General features: G+C 38.1%; 15 protein-coding genes, 2 tRNA genes and 3 pseudogenes. 19 read left to right on the forward strand and 1 reads right to left on the reverse strand.

Annotation, left to right across the window (positions count from 1 at the left end):
• The 14 genes and pseudogenes from racE to ACZ9AO_RS03885 all read left to right on the forward strand — a co-directional run bounded on the left by racE (window position 1) and on the right by ACZ9AO_RS03885 (window position 12516).
• Window positions 1–804 (forward strand): glutamate racemase, encoded by an 804-nt coding sequence (racE, locus tag ACZ9AO_RS03820; RefSeq protein WP_048689031.1) that lies wholly within the window; start codon window positions 1–3, stop codon window positions 802–804.
• A 337-nt stretch (window positions 805–1141) separates the two neighbouring features.
• Window positions 1142–2221, forward strand: a complete 1080-nt coding sequence (locus ACZ9AO_RS03825) for a GerMN domain-containing protein (RefSeq protein ID WP_063594348.1) — start codon at window positions 1142–1144, stop codon at window positions 2219–2221.
• A gap of 199 nt (window positions 2222–2420) precedes the next feature.
• Window positions 2421–3503 (forward strand): GerAB/ArcD/ProY family transporter, encoded by a 1083-nt coding sequence (locus ACZ9AO_RS03830; protein ID WP_476108512.1) that lies wholly within the window; start codon window positions 2421–2423, stop codon window positions 3501–3503.
• Entirely contained in the window at window positions 3500–4975 is a 1476-nt protein-coding gene (locus ACZ9AO_RS03835; protein WP_251539757.1) for a spore germination protein, read from the forward strand. Before ACZ9AO_RS03830 ends, ACZ9AO_RS03835 begins: the two co-directional genes overlap by 4 nt.
• Window positions 4972–6093, forward strand: a complete 1122-nt coding sequence (locus ACZ9AO_RS03840; RefSeq protein ID WP_476108513.1) for a Ger(x)C family spore germination protein — start codon at window positions 4972–4974, stop codon at window positions 6091–6093. The genes ACZ9AO_RS03835 and ACZ9AO_RS03840 overlap by 4 nt, the downstream gene beginning before the upstream one ends.
• Before the next feature lie 215 nt (window positions 6094–6308).
• Window positions 6309–6926 carry an XTP/dITP diphosphatase gene (locus ACZ9AO_RS03845; RefSeq protein WP_251539755.1) on the forward strand — a complete coding sequence of 206 codons (618 nt, stop codon included), beginning with the start codon at window positions 6309–6311 and terminating at the stop codon, window positions 6924–6926.
• Window positions 6923–7426 carry a metallophosphoesterase gene (locus tag ACZ9AO_RS03850; protein WP_476108514.1) on the forward strand — a complete coding sequence of 168 codons (504 nt, stop codon included), beginning with the start codon at window positions 6923–6925 and terminating at the stop codon, window positions 7424–7426. The genes ACZ9AO_RS03845 and ACZ9AO_RS03850 overlap by 4 nt, the downstream gene beginning before the upstream one ends.
• A gap of 180 nt (window positions 7427–7606) precedes the next feature.
• Window positions 7607–7680: transfer RNA gene (locus tag ACZ9AO_RS03855), tRNA-Arg, on the forward strand.
• A gap of 646 nt (window positions 7681–8326) precedes the next feature.
• Window positions 8327–9238 (forward strand): annotated as a pseudogene (locus ACZ9AO_RS03860) (ferritin family protein); the annotation flags it as partial.
• 27 nt (window positions 9239–9265) lie between these two features.
• Window positions 9266–9667, forward strand: a pseudogene (locus ACZ9AO_RS03865) (cupin domain-containing protein); the annotation flags it as partial.
• A 538-nt stretch (window positions 9668–10205) separates the two neighbouring features.
• Window positions 10206–10916, forward strand: a pseudogene (locus ACZ9AO_RS03870) (DUF421 domain-containing protein).
• A gap of 352 nt (window positions 10917–11268) precedes the next feature.
• A complete protein-coding gene (locus ACZ9AO_RS03875) occupies window positions 11269–11709 on the forward strand; it encodes a recombinase family protein (RefSeq protein WP_476108515.1) in 441 nt (146 codons plus the stop codon).
• 354 nt (window positions 11710–12063) lie between these two features.
• Window positions 12064–12137, forward strand: a tRNA-Arg gene (locus tag ACZ9AO_RS03880).
• 178 nt (window positions 12138–12315) lie between these two features.
• A complete protein-coding gene (locus ACZ9AO_RS03885) occupies window positions 12316–12516 on the forward strand; it encodes a hypothetical protein (protein ID WP_063575539.1) in 201 nt (66 codons plus the stop codon).
• Between the two features lie 564 nt (window positions 12517–13080).
• On the opposite strand, the gene ACZ9AO_RS03890 is transcribed toward ACZ9AO_RS03885, so the two are convergent.
• Entirely contained in the window at window positions 13081–13332 is a 252-nt protein-coding gene (locus tag ACZ9AO_RS03890; protein WP_476108516.1) for a hypothetical protein, read from the reverse strand.
• Between the two features lie 271 nt (window positions 13333–13603).
• Here ACZ9AO_RS03890 and ACZ9AO_RS03895 point away from each other — a divergent pair, with 271 nt between their 5' ends.
• The 5 genes from ACZ9AO_RS03895 (at window position 13604) to ACZ9AO_RS03915 (ending at window position 15909) form a co-directional block, all read left to right on the forward strand.
• Window positions 13604–14359: a DUF2087 domain-containing protein gene (locus ACZ9AO_RS03895; protein ID WP_251539752.1), complete on the forward strand. Its 756-nt coding sequence runs from the start codon at window positions 13604–13606 to the stop codon at window positions 14357–14359.
• Window positions 14360–14377: 18 nt separating this feature from the next.
• A complete protein-coding gene (locus tag ACZ9AO_RS03900; RefSeq protein ID WP_048688862.1) occupies window positions 14378–14740 on the forward strand; it encodes a GIY-YIG nuclease family protein in 363 nt (120 codons plus the stop codon).
• A 139-nt stretch (window positions 14741–14879) separates the two neighbouring features.
• Entirely contained in the window at window positions 14880–15158 is a 279-nt protein-coding gene (locus tag ACZ9AO_RS03905) for a 2TM domain-containing protein (RefSeq protein WP_034308952.1), read from the forward strand.
• A 180-nt stretch (window positions 15159–15338) separates the two neighbouring features.
• Entirely contained in the window at window positions 15339–15512 is a 174-nt protein-coding gene (locus ACZ9AO_RS03910) for a hypothetical protein (protein ID WP_251539751.1), read from the forward strand.
• A 43-nt stretch (window positions 15513–15555) separates the two neighbouring features.
• A complete protein-coding gene (locus ACZ9AO_RS03915; RefSeq protein WP_251539750.1) occupies window positions 15556–15909 on the forward strand; it encodes a YidH family protein in 354 nt (117 codons plus the stop codon).
• The last annotated feature ends 273 nt before the right edge of the window (window positions 15910–16182 follow it).

A 16182-nucleotide genomic window follows, 5' to 3' on the forward strand; every position in this document is an offset into this window, starting at 1 on the left:
TTGAAACAACCGATAGGCATCATTGATTCAGGGGTAGGCGGCTTGACAGTAGCTAAAGAAGTCATGCGTCAGCTTCCAAATGAAAATATAATTTACTTAGGTGATACAGCAAGATGCCCATATGGGCCGAGGACAAAAAAAGATGTCCAAACCTTCACATGGCAAATGACGAGATTTTTGATGAAGAAGGATATAAAAATGCTGATCATCGCTTGCAATACAGCAACTGCAGCTGTATTGGATGAAATCAGGGCTATACTTCCGATTCCTGTGTTGGGTGTCATACACCCAGGGGCAAGGGCAGCATTGAAAGTTTCTGATTCCTTGCATATTGGAGTTATCGGTACGGAAGGCACGGTAAAAAGCAAAGCTTATGACGATGCACTTGCTTCCATCAATTCCGATGTGAAAGTAGATAGTTTAGCATGCCCGAAATTTGTCCCGATCGTAGAAAGCGGGGAGTTTCAAGGGGGGATCGTCAATCGGGTCGTGGCACAAACCTTGAACCCGTTGAAGAAAACGAAGATCGATACACTGATCCTTGGCTGTACCCATTATCCACTGCTGGGGCCTGTAATCTCTTCCTATATGGGGGATGAAGTACAAGTCATTTCCTCTGGCGAAGAGACGGCCCGGGAGGCAAGTGTCATTTTGGATTACTATAAATTAATCAATAAAAGCAAGCTCCGTCCAGTTCATCGCTTTTATACAACCGGTTCCAGAGATATGTTTGGTTCCATCGCATCGAGCTGGCTCGGTATTCATGCCAATACCATAGAAACAATTAAAATCGATCACTTATAAGACTTCCATTTGGAAGTTTTCAGACTGTAGACATACTCGATGAAAATGGAGTTTGTCTGCAGTTTTTTTGGGCTTGTACATTTGGCCGTTGATTGGAGCGTGAGGCACTCGTTTTCCCCGCAGATGGATGAAATGATCCTATCCATCATTCCGATTATACTTGGGGATGGGAGTCGATTGTTCCATTCGGGAAGTCTCCCCAAGTACTAATGAAGCTAAAAAAGATGCATCAGTACGGGCAAATTGCCCAGCTCCATTATCGGAGGGGAAAATAATTGGTCTATTTTCCCCTAGGGCTCGTATAAATAGGAGTACAAACTGTCCTAGGAGTGATTTTATGTCCAATAAATCAAAAGTAACAATGGCTGTGACCATTCTGGCATCTTCTTTTTGGCTTTCAGGCTGCGGATTATTTGGCGGTGAAGAGAAAAAGGAAATTGATCCCCCGAAGGATGTTTCATTAGTCGAGGATGAATCTTCATTAAAAGAAACAGAAACGAATGGTGAGGAAAAGCCAGCGACTGAGGGAGAAGAAGGCGCTGTAGAATCGAAAACGGTGAAGACGGAGTTATATTTAATTGATAAAAGCGGGTATGTGGTTCCACAGACATTGGAACTTCCTAAATCGGAAGCTGTCGCTAAACAAGCCCTTGATTACCTTGTCAATAACGGACCAGTCACGGATAAACTTCCAAATGGATTCAGGGCCGTCATTCCTGCCGATACCCAAATAAGCGTGAACATTAAAGACGGGGTGGCTGTGGCGGACTTTTCGCCGGAATTCAAAAACTATCAGAAAGAGGATGAACTTAAAATCCTTCAAGCCATCACATGGACCCTGACACAATTCGACTCGGTCGATAAAATCCAAATGAGAATCAATGGGGAAGATATTTCCGAAATGCCGGTCAATGGCACACCTATAGATGAAAATATCTCGAGGTCGTCAGGAATCAATATCGATACAAGTGATGTAGTGGACATTTCCAATACCAAAGCACTGACCGTTTATTATGTAGGCGGTGATGAGGAGTACACTTATTATGTTCCGGTGACGCGCAGGATCAGCGAAACGGTGTCTGATAATGTAACAGCAGTCATTCAGGAATTAACGAAGAGTCCTTCAGGTTCTAACCTGCAAACAGGGTTCATGAGTGATGTAGCTTTACTTGACGAGCCTAAAGTGGCAGAAGGTAAGGTCAGCCTGAATTTTAACGAAAATATCCTTGGAAGCTTTAAAGAGAAAAAGGTATCACAAGAGGTCCTTGATGCCTTGGTCCTTTCCTTGACGGAACAGAAAGGAATTGAAAGCGTTGAAGTGCAAGTGCAGGGCAGCGCAGATGTTCTTAATGAAGAAGGTAAGAAATTATCCGAACCAGTCGTCCGTCCAGAGAAAGTCAACACAGGCAGTTTTTAAATATATGTAGAAATAAAACAATGAGGCAGCTTGCAGCTGCCTCTTATTTTTTTGCCTCCGCCATTGAATGACCACGCTGTTAGAGAGTTGAAAGCTATACAGCCCCGAAGCAATTTCCCGTGTTGTGGGAAAGTTTTTACATAAATAAATTTTTAAAAGGGGAAATTACTTTTAAACATGTAATTAATGGGGGGGTATTATGGATCAAAAGGTAATTCAGGCTTTACACATCTATGTTTTAATCATCATGAATACAGGGTTCATGGTACATGTCCTGCTCCTTCCCAATATCTTATCCGCATCTCAACGCGACGGATGGATAAGTGTCATGATAAGTGTTGTTCCATGTATCGTTTGGACACTATTTATTTTTTATATTTATAAAAAACTAGATAAAGAAGATATAATCTCTTTTCTGAAAAAATGGTCTACACCTTTTGTTACATATATTTTCACGATAGCATTTGGATTGTACTTTATAATTAACGCCTTCATAACCATCAAATTTACATTGATTTGGGCAAAAGCTAATTATACTCATGACATACCAAACATCGTAGTCGTCAGCCTATTCACTTTTATTTGTATTTTTGCAAGTTATAAAGGAATACGCACCATAAGTACTTTGGCCCTCCTATTTCTTCCGGTCGTCACTTTTTTCGGGATATTCGTGGGGCTGGGGAACACGAGTAATAAGAATTACGAATTATTGTTCCCGATATTTGAAAGCGGGTATCGCCATACTCTAAATGGAATGATGTATACGAGTGCAGGATATTTAGAAATCATCGTTTTTTTATTTTTAACTCCTTACTTGAAAAATAAGCTAAAAGCCAAGTGGCTTTTACTGGTTGGTATTATCCTCATCATGCTGACGTTAGGACCCCTCATGGGAGCGATTGCAGAATTTGGTTCTGTGGAAGCAGTGAAAATGAGGAATCCAGCTTATGAACAGTGGAAGTTGCTAAGGTTTGGCTATTATATTACTCGACTCGATTTCCTTTCCATTTTCCAATGGCTTTCGGGTGCCATGATTCGAATAAGTTTATGTTTATTTATAGGCTATAAGTTAATCTCAAATTCAAAACATCAGAAGTGGATACTGCTTTCGCTATATTTGTTAATTGTTATTGGCACGCTAATCCATTGGGATGCTACTTCATTTTTTTATTTTATATACAAATATTTCTTTCCAATAAGCAGTCTGTTTCTTTTAAGTGCTGCAATTATACTGTTATTTCTTATTTTTATAAAGGGAAAAGGAAAAGGTGAAACATTATGAAGAAGGGAAAATTGAATGGAACTCCTTCTTGTATTGACCAAATCCAAAAATGGTTCGAACATTCTTCCGATGTTGTTTTAAGAACAAAAACTTTTGATAAAGAAGATCGTTATTTGTTAGGGTTTTTATATGCGCCTAACTTAGTGGATATGCCATTTATCAATGAAGTGATACTGCCTACAATATCAAAAGCGGTTCAAGTAAATGGGGAATTAACAATTGATCAATTAAGCAATATTATGGAAATCAGTACGCTTAAAAAGGGCTCCGATTTAAAAGAGGAAGTGGAAAGCATTCTTTTTTCAGGGGACCTGATCATTATTAATGAATCTTCTGATGAAATTTACTATACCCCATTAGCCAATTCCCCTAAGCGCAGTCCTGAAGAATCCAATATAGAATCTTCCATTCGGGGACCTAGGGATGGATTTGTTGAGAATATATCGGATAACATGTCTTTAATTCGCCAAAGGTTAAAAACGGCATCACTTAAATGTATAGAATATACAATCGGGAAAAGAAGTAAAACTAAAATATTGCTGCTATATATTGATGACATTATCAATCCCTCGATTCTTTTGGATATTAAAAAACGATTGGATTCATTAAAGGCTGATATCATAGTCAGCAGCTACCAAGTTGAAGAACTCTTATATGATAATCAATTTTCCATTTTCCCCTTAATGGATTATATCGGTCGACCGGACTATGTTGTTGAATCCTTGAATCAAGGGCGCTTTGCCATCCTGGTAGACGGGAATCCCACAGGCTTGATCGGACCAACCAGTATTAATCAGTTACTTTATTCTGCTGATGACGCACATGCAAGCTTTTTTTACATTAGTTTTATTCGCATCATTCGTGTAGTTGCCTTATTTGTAACGGTTACGTTACCGGGGTTTTTTATAGCGTTAGTTTCCTATCAATTCGATCAAATTCCCTTTTCGCTTCTTGCGACGATTTCAATCACGAGACAGGGCTTACCCATACCTGCTTCTTTGGAGGCATTCGTAATGATCATATTGTTTGAACTATTTAAAGAAGCCGGTCTTCGTCTGCCAAAAGCTGTAGGTCCGACAGTTTCTGTATTGGGTGGATTGATTATAGGTGATGCAGCGATTCGGGCAGGGCTGACTTCACCCTCCATGCTCGTTGTAATAGCTGTTACAGTTCTCTCAAGCTATACCATAATCAATCAGAATATCGCTGGGAATATCGTTCTGATAAGGTTATTCATATTTGCATGTTCAGCATTTCTAGGCTTGTTTGGATTCTTCATGGGAATATTTCTTATCTTGATTGTTGTGGTTTCCTTGGAAAGTTTCGGACAGCCTTTTGTGAATCCATTTTCCAAACCAAATAAATCGGATATGTTAAAAGTATTATTCAAGCTTCCATATGGGATGTTAAGGCAGCGGAATCAAGCTCTACAATCCAGTGATAATGAACCGCAAAAGGAGTCGGACAAATGAGGAAGCTAATTGCAGTCATGGTAATTGGCTGTCAACTTTTATTGACGACAGGCTGCTGGGGAATGAAGGAAATTCAAGCTCAAACATATGGATCCGCTCTAGGAATCGATTATAAAGAGGGTGAATTCATCTTATACTTTCAAGCATTGAATTTTGCGGATATAGCAAAACAAGAGGGGGCCACAGCATTACAAGAAAAAACTGGTGTTGTCATTGGGAAAGGTAAAGGGGGAAGTATCGAAGAAGCATTTACTGAATTAGAACAAAATGCAGCATTGCCACTATATATCGGGCATGTTAACTCCTTCATTTTAAGTGAGGATGTAATCAATAAGAAAATGAAGGATTTCATTGAATATGTAGGCAAAGAGCCCTTATTACGATACAATTCATGGCTGTTTGTTACAAACGAGGATATTAAAAAGGTGTTAGACAGTGATAGTTTCTTTAATCTTCCTAACTTATTCACGATCATTCAAAGGCCAGAGACCGTTATTAATGAAAACTATTTCATTTCCCCGTTAAAATTCAGTGAACTGGTTTCGAAATTTTATCAACCGGTTGGTTCCATTTTAATTCCCTCTTTGGTAATAAATGAGCGTCATTACACAGACAAGGGGAAAGAAAAAAAGATACCAACGTTGAATGGCGGCTATGTTTTATCAAAACAACAGTATAAAGGGTTCGTAAGTAAACAAGATTTGATTGGTATGAAATGGGTTGAAAATAAGGCTACAGTCATGTTTTTTTCTCTGAATAAACAAAAGGTAAGTGTTGAAATTATGGACCCCAAAACAAACATCAGAATATTGGAACAACAAAAGAAACCCTTATATGATTTAGAAGTTAAAGCAAATGGGATATTAAAACAAAATATAGATAACTTGGATATGGAAAAAATCGAAAAAAAGGTAGAAATAAAAATTAAGCAAGATATTTTAAAGACATTGGAGACGGGGGAAAAAATCAATACAGACCTTTTTAACATAAGTGAAAAGGCATACAGATACCATGTCAATAAGTGGGATAATAAAATTATTAATTCCTTTGATAAGACTTCAATAAATAACATAAAAGTAAATATCCATATTGAACATAGTGAAAATTACAAACGTTAGTTTATAAGTTTCAGGTTATTGCAGATGAGGGAGTTGTGTTAGACTTAACTTATCTGGAAAATTCAGCGGCTGTTGTTGATCATGATAGGCAGAGCTGAATCCGTCCGTTGGCACTGGAGAAGAAAGAGCTTTTACATATGACGAATGACAGCAAATTCTTTCTCAGCCCTAAAAGAGCTCCCGTGCCGATAAAATGAAAAAGGGTGAAATGAAAAATGAAGACAGTAATCATTGCAACGAAAAATAAAGGGAAAGCAAAGGAGTTCGAAAGCTTATTTTCTGCTAAAGGTTATGAAGTCAAAACACTTCTCGATGTACCGGATGCCCCGGATGTGGAGGAAACAGGCACGACCTTTGAAGAAAATGCGATCCTGAAGGCAGAGGCCATTGCCCATCAGCTAGGCCACTTTGTCATTGCTGATGATTCCGGATTGATTGTTGATGCATTGGAGGGCCGTCCAGGCGTATATTCTGCCCGCTATGCTGGAGAGGCCAAGAGTGATGAAGCAAACACGGAAAAAGTCCTCCGCGAACTGGTAGGTGTGCCAAAAGAGGCTAGGACGGCGAGATTTTATTGCGCCTTGGCACTAGCGTCACCCAACCAGGAAACGATTACGGTATCGGGATCGATGGAAGGCTTGATCACGGAACAGCCTTCAGGAACGAATGGATTTGGTTATGATCCCATCTTTTTTGTAGAGGAACAGGGCAAAACAAACGCTGAATTGACAAAAGAGGAAAAAAACAAAATCAGCCACCGTGCCAACGCATTGAGGGCTCTAGATGAAAAACTTGATCTATTTCTAAAAAGGGAAGAAGGAATGGGACGATGAAAGTGCTAATAATGAGTGACAGTCATGGCTTAACTCATGAAATCAGCATGATTGCCGACCGTCATAAACAAGAGGTCGCTGCCATGATCCATTGCGGTGATTCAGAGTTGGAAAGAAATGACCCTCACATGTCGGAGTTTTTGGCCGTTCGCGGGAATTGCGACTATGATTCGGCATATCCGAATGATATTGTGGAGAATATCTCAGGCAAGCGTTTCTTCGTAACGCATGGACACCTCTATAACATAAATATGACCTTGATGAACCTATCTTATAAAAGTGAAGAGACAGGGGCGGATATTATTTGCTTTGGTCACTCCCATGCTGCAGGCTCAGAGTGGATGGACGGCAAGCTCTTCATCAACCCGGGAAGCATACGGCAGCCGCGGGGACGAAAAGAGAAAACCTATGCCATTTTGGAGATTGGAAATGACCAACTTGAAATCATCTATTATGATCTTGAAGGAAAAATCGTTGAGGAACTAAGAAATGCTTATTGAATGGAATGACTTCATGTATAATGAACAGGAAGCGTTTTTCCCCGCTTCCTGGTTCTTTTTAAAAAAAAAACTTTTTTTGAAAAACCGTTGACTTCCTTTTGATATCCTACTATAATAAGAAGTGTCCTAAGGGAACAGTTAAGGTAATACATAAGTTTTACCGCAACTTATATCATAAACGTCTCAGTAGCTCAGCTGGATAGAGCAACGCCCTTCTAAGGCGTCGGTCGGGAGTTCGAATCTCTCCTGGGACACTAATCAAGCGGCTTTAAAGCCCGATACGTAAAACCTTCAATATCGTTTAGTGAAACGGTCATTATAATGGTCATGTAAGAAATTACACCGATTATTGACTTGTATTACTTACGATATAGGAGGTTTTTTGTTGTGACCAAAAGAAAAGGAATCTTAGATGTTAAAGTTGATGTAAAGAAACTACTTGATGAAACTACCTACACCCCGCTCTAACGCTCCCGAAATAGAAGATAAACAACTTATATTATCAAGTGACACTATGTTGATTACAAACGCTTTTGACGTTATTACAAGGCAAATGAAGGTAAGTGGTAATAGAAGTCGGACAATTAGTGATTACATTCTCCATGTAAAACATTTTCAATCAATAACAAAGGTGCAATTTGTTTCGGAAATTTAACGCAAGCTAATAAACCTCGTCTTTTTATATTGTCTGCTACAGATTGAGATAATGCTTCGAGTTTGTGGAGTCTAAGACAGAATAAAACAATGTAGCTGAAGTCAACGGGGGTGCAAACTAAAAATAAACCCTTCTATGACCTCCTATATAACTAACTACCCCCTCCGTGTCCTTGTCCTTGCACCCCCACCTATTTACAAAGCATATGATAAGTTGACTATTTAACATCGGGAGGACAATCAATAATGTATTCAAATGAAGATTTCTATAATTATAATCCATATTATAATGGATATTTTCGTCAAACGAATGACACCCAATTAGCAAGCGATATTCAGAAAGCAATTAATGCGGAGTTTAGTGCTATTGCTTGTTATGAAAAGTTAGCCAATATTGCACCTACACAGGATGAAAGGAACAAAATACTTGAGATTCAAAAAGATGAAAGACGTCATCTTGAAGAGTTCAGCGGAATTTATTCAAATTTAACAGGTAGGCAGCCCACTTATAAAATCACTGAAGAATGTCCTGAAAAGTATAGAGCAGGAATCGAATTTGCCTTTAAAGATGAACAAGAAGCCGTTGATTTTTATTTAGATATAGCAGATAAGGCACAGGATACTTTTATTAAAGAAAGATTTCGACGTGCAGCAGCAGACGAACAAAATCACGCTGTATGGTTTTTGTTTTTTTTTTCACAAAATCCAAAGTTAACGCACACCGATCGGCAAGTTGAAAATTACGGTGCTAAAGGGGCATTAAGTGCTTCAACATTGTCCTTACCTCAAATGCTGACTTATGCCCTTCAGGACGAATATTTGGCACAAGCAAGATATGATAATATTTTAGCAACCTTTGGATATATTCGTATATTTGCACAAATAAAAGAAGCGGAAATGAGACATATAAATGCATTATTGCCCCTTTTTGAACGTTATCAAGTGCCTTTACCTGAAAATATATCGCAGTCATTCGTTTCAACTCCAGAAAACATTAAGGCAGCATATGCTGCTGGCGTTCAAGGGGAAATAGACAATATCTCTATGTATGAAAGGTTCTTAACATTTGATATTCCTACCGATGTGAGAAATATCTTTACACAATTACGTAACGCATCACTTAATCATCTCGCAGCCTTTGAAAGAGGTCTTGAAAGAACTTTTCATGGCAGAAATAAAATTGAGGTAAAAGATTATGGACCGAAACCATTTGTAGTGAATATCAATGAGGCTACGAAGCAAAACACTACCTATCGTACCGCTTTATGGACAGGAAAACATTTGCAAGTTAAATTGATGAGTCTTAACGTTGGTGAAGATATTGGTTTAGAAATTCACCCTAACGTTGACCAATTTTTACGTATTGAAGAAGGTCAAGGGATTGTTCAAATGGGCAAGAGAAAGGATAATTTAGACTTTGTAAGAAACGTTTATGATGATTCTGCCATTATGATACCTGCAGGAACATGGCATAATGTAACCAATACAGGTAATACCCCTTTAAAACTTTACTCGATATATGCTCCTCCACAACATCCATTGGGTACGGTTCATGTAACTAAAGAAGATGCAATAGCTGCGGAAGAAGGCTACGGTCATGGCAATGGAGATACAACAGTTATTTCTGGCAAGACTCCAGATGAATGGATACGGTACACTGAATTTTTGGTTAAAGAAGGGTTAGAGGATGTTAAAAGAGGAATAAATGCCACACACATTCTTCAAGAATTTATTCTAATGGGAGTTCTTGTAGGGAAAGGGTATTCTCCTGAAAGAGCATATGAAACAGTAGAAGAATGGGAACGTACAGGAGAATCCAAACTTCTTCAGCAAAGCAAAAATATGTAGAAATGGAGTGAAAACTAACATGCTGCAAGCTGGAGACAGTTCCCTTAGCCATTTTAAAGACCACGGGTAGAATCAGAATTATCATGGTGAACCGATCACAAATAGAAATTGTTATTCATTATGAATATATCGAAAAGTTAATATGAAATATACTAATGTTGATGACAGGGAAACCTGTCTTTTTCTTATATATCGAGAAAGCGGTAAATACAATGTGAAATAAATAAAAAAATCAGGATATAATATGACTAACAATAGATAAAATCGGGGTGGGAAAATGCCTGAACATATTGAAGTAATTTTGAGGTCAATTACTTCTTTCAGTTTATTACTAATTGGAACAAAAATATTAGGTAAACAAACGATATCTCAAATGACAATGTTTGATTTTGTTGCAACAATTTCGCTAGGAGCTATTTCAGCGAATTTAGCCTTCAATACTTCTATTAAGGTACATCATACAATTATTGCATTTACTATATATATAGCAATTATTTTCCTGATGGCACTTATTTCATTAAAAAATAGTAAAGGAAGAAAATTTCTGGCTGGAGATCCCACAATTGTGATGCAAAATGGAAAAATATTAGGATGAAACATGAATAAAATGCGATATACATTGGATTATTTAAATCAACAACTAAGGGAAAGGGATATTTTTAACATTGAAGAGGTTCTATTTGCCACAGTTGAAACGAATGGAACGTTAACAGTACTAAAAAAGCCGCAATTTAGGAATGTTACAAAACAGGATTTAATGATTGCGGTAATGCCTGAACAGAAGTTACCCATTGAACTTATTATGGATGGAGAAATAATTAAAGAGAATTTAGAACAAAATAATATAACGTTTTCATGGTTAGAATCAGAGTTAATAAAACGTAATTTATTAAAACATGATGTTGTTTATGCAGTACTGGCTGCCAATGGTAATCTGTACGTTGATACATTTAGGGATCATATTCATTCCCCTATTGATAAAGAATAATTATTTCTTTAAAATATTCACAAGTATATTATCGTTGGATTTTTGTTGTGATTTTTTTGTCTGTTAAGAATTTCCATCATCACAGTTTATGTCAACTCTGAGATAAGTCTTATAGGACTAACGGGTGCTTTACTTCAATAAGGAGTAAAGCTTTTTTGGTGTACTGGTTAGGTAACCGGTTGAAGGAGAATGCTTTTCCTATTACCGATAGACTACACTTTAACGGTAATTAACAGGTGCATAACAAAATCCACTCATATCAATGGTTACAAGATGCTCATTTATTACCGTTTGACCATTACCGTAATTGTCGTTAAATGTGATTATAAATAACGGTAAAGGAGTGGTTTAAATGAAAACGGTTGGATACATACGAGTAAGTAGTGAAGGGCAAAACATTGCACGTCAAAAGAAGTCCTTGAAAGAAGCAGGTTGTTCAGACTTTTTTATTGAGAAGATAAGCGGTGCTTCAATGGATCGTCCAGAACTTCAAAGAATGTTAGAGGAACTTGAAGAAGGAGATATAGTCATCATTCATGAAATTAGTCGCTTATCTCGTTCAACAAAAGACTTATTAACAATCGTTGAAATGATTCAAAGAAAAGGAGCGGGACTAAGGTCAATGACAGATAAGTGGCAAGACCTCTCTGACGATAATCCTATGAGTGAGCTTCTATTTACTATTTTTTCAGGATTGGCACAGTTTGAACGGAAAATGATAAAGCAACGCCAAAAGGAAGGTATTGAGATTGCAAAAGTGAAGGGAAATTTAAAGGGCGAAAAACAAAGTTAGTTGAAGGTGGAAAAGAGGAACAAAGAATGAAGGCTATCATTGAAGCTTATAAACAAGGTAAGTCTATAAATGATATTCGTACTACCTTTAAGGTAGGAACAGGCACAATTTACAGATTGTTGGAGAGGGGAGGAATTAAGTAAGAAAGAAGGCACTTTTGTGTCTTTTGTGCTATGGGGGCATATCACCAAATGGAGAGAAGAATTGGTTGAATTAGTTGGTAGCTCTATCACCCCTGCAATCATTAATCTTTATTAATTAATAACTATGTATTGAAATCTTTAATTCAATTGATTATAATAAAAAAATGAAATGACGGTCTAAGTTCGAAAAGTGACCGTTATACAGCAATATGTCTCAGTAGCTCAGCTGGATAGAGCAACGCCCTTCTAAGGCGTCGGTCGGGAGTTCGAATCTCTCCTGGGACACTAACTTAAAAAAGCCAAAACCTTCTAAAGGTTTTGGCTTTTTTACTTTTTTGGGTTGTTTAAGCTAACGAGGGTCATTTCGATTTGCATCCTTTTAACCATGAAATTTTTTATTTCATATTTATCGCAGGTGGATGACCATTTATGTCGAACTTGTAATAAATAAGGAGATGTTTAAATGAATAAAGATAGATTATTCAAGTTCATTCAAACTTCCACTCGGGGCAATTTCTTCTCAGTCGAAATAACCGAAGATGGAACAGAAGTGGTTCAATTAGCCAAAGAGTTAGAAAAAGAAGGAAGAATCAAGTTGAGGGAATGTAAACGTAAAGAACAAGGTGTTTATTTGGAAGGAATACTTAAGTTTGTGCCTAGCTAATACTTAATGAGCTCTGCGAAGGATTTTTATAAGGAATTTGATAAAACATCCTTCGCGACGAAATGGGAAGCGGATTCCGAATAGTGAGGGTAAGGGTTGAATAAATTCATGAACGGTCGAATATTGTTTGGTTAGGGTCGATAAACTGCTCCGATCTTTATGGTTTTAACTGTAATCCTCACTGGATTGAAGAAATTTGCAGCGCTCCTGCCGAATAACTGGCAGCCGAAACACCAAAAATGCTTGCTTTGATGCGACTTGGCAGACAGGAGCGGATATCTGAAATCAACTTCCGCTTTCTCAAATAAAAACTGTAGGCAAAAAGAGTTCTATCTGAATTTTTAAACATAGTTGATTGGGCGGGTGTGCGAGACTCCTGCGGGAATAGCGAGTCCAAGGGAGACCCCACAGGCGCAAGTGCGCCGAGGGCGGACTGCCCGCGGAAAGCTAGTGCCTGGGGCAACGTTCAATTTGTACAAGCTAAAAAAACTGTAGGTAAAATCGACTTACATCGAATTTTGTCTACAGCTGAGGCATCCATACTTGGATGTCTTTTTTTCGATATCAAATTCTATTTAAGGTTTGGAGATTTTTTTTAATGATTTCACGGTTTTTGATTATTGCCGTATTCAATTCTTCGACGGTTGAACTTTTATCATCTGCTTCACTCATCTGCATCGATTGTTTTTGTATAAGTGATTCAATCGTATCGCGTAATTCTGGCAGTGAGACCTTGAATTGTTCGGATACATGTTGTAATGCCTTGTGTAAATCGGTGTTATGGATTGATGGAATCGCCTCGTTTTCCTCTTTCAATAAGATATCCTCCTCTAAAGCTTATTCACGTTTATAAAGCATATTATTGGGGAAATTCGGCTTATTATTCAGGATACCATATCGGCTTAGTGCCATGGGAACCGTAAAATGGAAGGTGAAATCCCTTGTCAGCTTTATGTTATGAAGCCCTCTGACTAAGATGGCCATAATTTGCTGGAGTTATAAAAAAACAGAAAAAACATTGACATAATACAAACAAATCAATATTATGTTTATTATATTATAAACTTTATAGGGAAGTGTTTGTTTAATGAAGGACGCGGAAATGTTTTGGAGCGCATCTCAGGATGAGCTTAAACAAGGGTACATCGAAGGTGAGAATCAATATGTTTGTTTGCTGTGTGGAAATGCAGTTGAAAAGGGGATAGTATACCCGAAAGATGGAGTTCTTTATGAAGCGAAGAGGTATATGCGCATTCATATTGAACATGCACACAGCTCGGTTTTTGAATATTTGATGGATCTCGATAAAAAACTTACAGGTCTCACGGACCATCAAAACCGTCTTCTTCGCCTTTTTTACCAAGGGAAGAATGATGCTGAGGTTCAGGAGGAAATGGGAATTGGCAGTCCTTCCACCATTCGGAACCATCGTTTTGTGTTGAAAGAGAAAGAGCGTCAGGCTAAGTTGTTTTTAGCCCTGATGGAACTTTTGAAAGATAAAGATGAACACGCGCCGGCATTTATCCCGCTTCATCAAAAAGCAAGGATGGTAGATGATCGTTATAACGTTACTGAGGATGAAAAGGTGACTGTACTTAAAAAATACTTCCCTAAAGGCAGTCAGGATGCATTAAAGTCTTTTCCGCCAAAGGAAAAACAAAGGCTGATCATTCTCCAAGAAATTATGAACCGTTTTGAAAATGAGCGGAAATACGAAGAAAAAGAAATCAATCAAATATTGGGTGCCGTTTATCATGATCATGTTCTTTTGAGAAGATACTTAATAGAATATGGATTCTTGGATAGAAAGCCTGATGGGAGCCAATATTGGCTGAAGAAATGATGACTGGGGGCAAGAAAGATGGATCGTAAAAAAGAATTGAAGCAATTGTATAAAGAAACGAAGGTTGAAGCAGGGGTATACCAAATCAGAAATACGGTAAATAATAAGGTCTTTATCGGAAGCACCAGGAATTTAAAGACGTTGAAGGGCAAACAATTTGAATTGGAAGTCGGGACAAACACCAATAAAGAGCTGCAAAGTGAGTGGAACCAATATGGGAAAGATGCTTTTTCTTTTGAGGTACTGGAGGTATTGAAGCCAAAAGAAACAGGATTTTTTGATGCTAAAAGGGAATTGAAAAAACTTGAAGAAAAGTGGATGGAAAAAATACAGCCTTACGAAGAACGGGGATACAATAGAATGAAGCCCTCTGACTTGTAAGTGGCCTTTAGGGATTCTCCTTGATTCCCAGCTCCCGATTTACCTTTGATGCATTTCATTCTTATTTCTTTATGAAAAATAAGGTATTATGGAAACAGATGGTAATATATATTAGTATTTATGATTAGGGGGTGCTGGGATGGAAAATGGAGATGGATATCTACGGGCGAAAAAAAGGGTTGAAAACCTTAAGGCATTCTACATTCATTTAATGGTGTATGTATTGGTGAATGTCATGTTGATTGCGATTAACCTATTGACGGATCCCGGTTATTGGTGGTTCCTTTATCCCCTTGGAGGGTGGGGGATTGGTGTTCTGATACACGGTATTACCATTCTTGCACAAGGAAACTTCGGGTCTGAGTGGGAAGAAAGAAAAATAAAAGAATATATGGAAAAGGATAAAAAGAACGGCTGAATTTGGGCGTGTTCAAAACAGGGAGTCATTTGTGGCTCTTTTTTTGTGGAAAAATAATCGGTGGATCTCACTTGTTGTAAGGTTTTAAATGGTTTAAGCTAGTAATGAGGGACCTATATGAAAAAGGGGGAAACCCTTGGAGGACCTTCACTAAATAATAATTAATCTTAGGAGTTGCGAATGAAAAAATTAGGATGGACCATAACGGGGATAGGGGCAATCATGGCGCTGGGGGCCTTGCTTTATCCTTTGAATGTTATTGATAAAACTCTATGTATATATTTATTGCTCGGCGGTGCAGGGCTAATGTTTGTCGGGTCAATGTTCAGGGCCTTTTCGCTCCTGAAAAGATGACTGATTTTTACGTTTGATAAAAACGCTCGATTAAGGTGATGACATGGACAAAAACCAATTGAAATATGCCCAGCAGCATCTGGCTAATGAACGCACCTTTTTGGCGTGGATAAGAACGGTGATTGCAATAGTGGGAGTTGGTTTTCTTGCGACAAGCCTGCATTTTACGATTGGTGTGCATCGGGATGCCCGGATTGACTTGATCAGCATCGTGCTGGGGATGTTTGCGTGTGCATTGGGACTTGTGATTACCGTTCTGGCGACAATCGGTTATCTTCAGAAGAAACGGCAAATCAATGAAGGGACTTTCCAGCCTTCAAGTGCGCACGTAATTCTAATCGCTGTTTTTATGGTCATATTATTATCGATGATCATTTTATATTTTGTTTTCATTTAAAACTGTCCTAACCTGAGTAGGACAGTTTTTTCAGTTTCTGCTATTATATACTTATTCTTACATCGTTACGGAAAGATTTCTTCCATTAATTTAATGCCATCAAAAAACGAAAGTTTGAAAAACACTGTATTTCAGGTTATGAAAGAATCATTCAAACTTAGACAAATTCGAAGAAAACGAGTTTGCCTGTAATTTTATGACGGTTACAATTTGGGCGTAGATTTCCGGTCCAGGCACTCGCTTTCCGAGGGCGGCCTGGGTGCGCCTGCGGAG

The sequence above is a fragment of the Peribacillus sp. TE19612 genome (assembly GCF_056279465.1).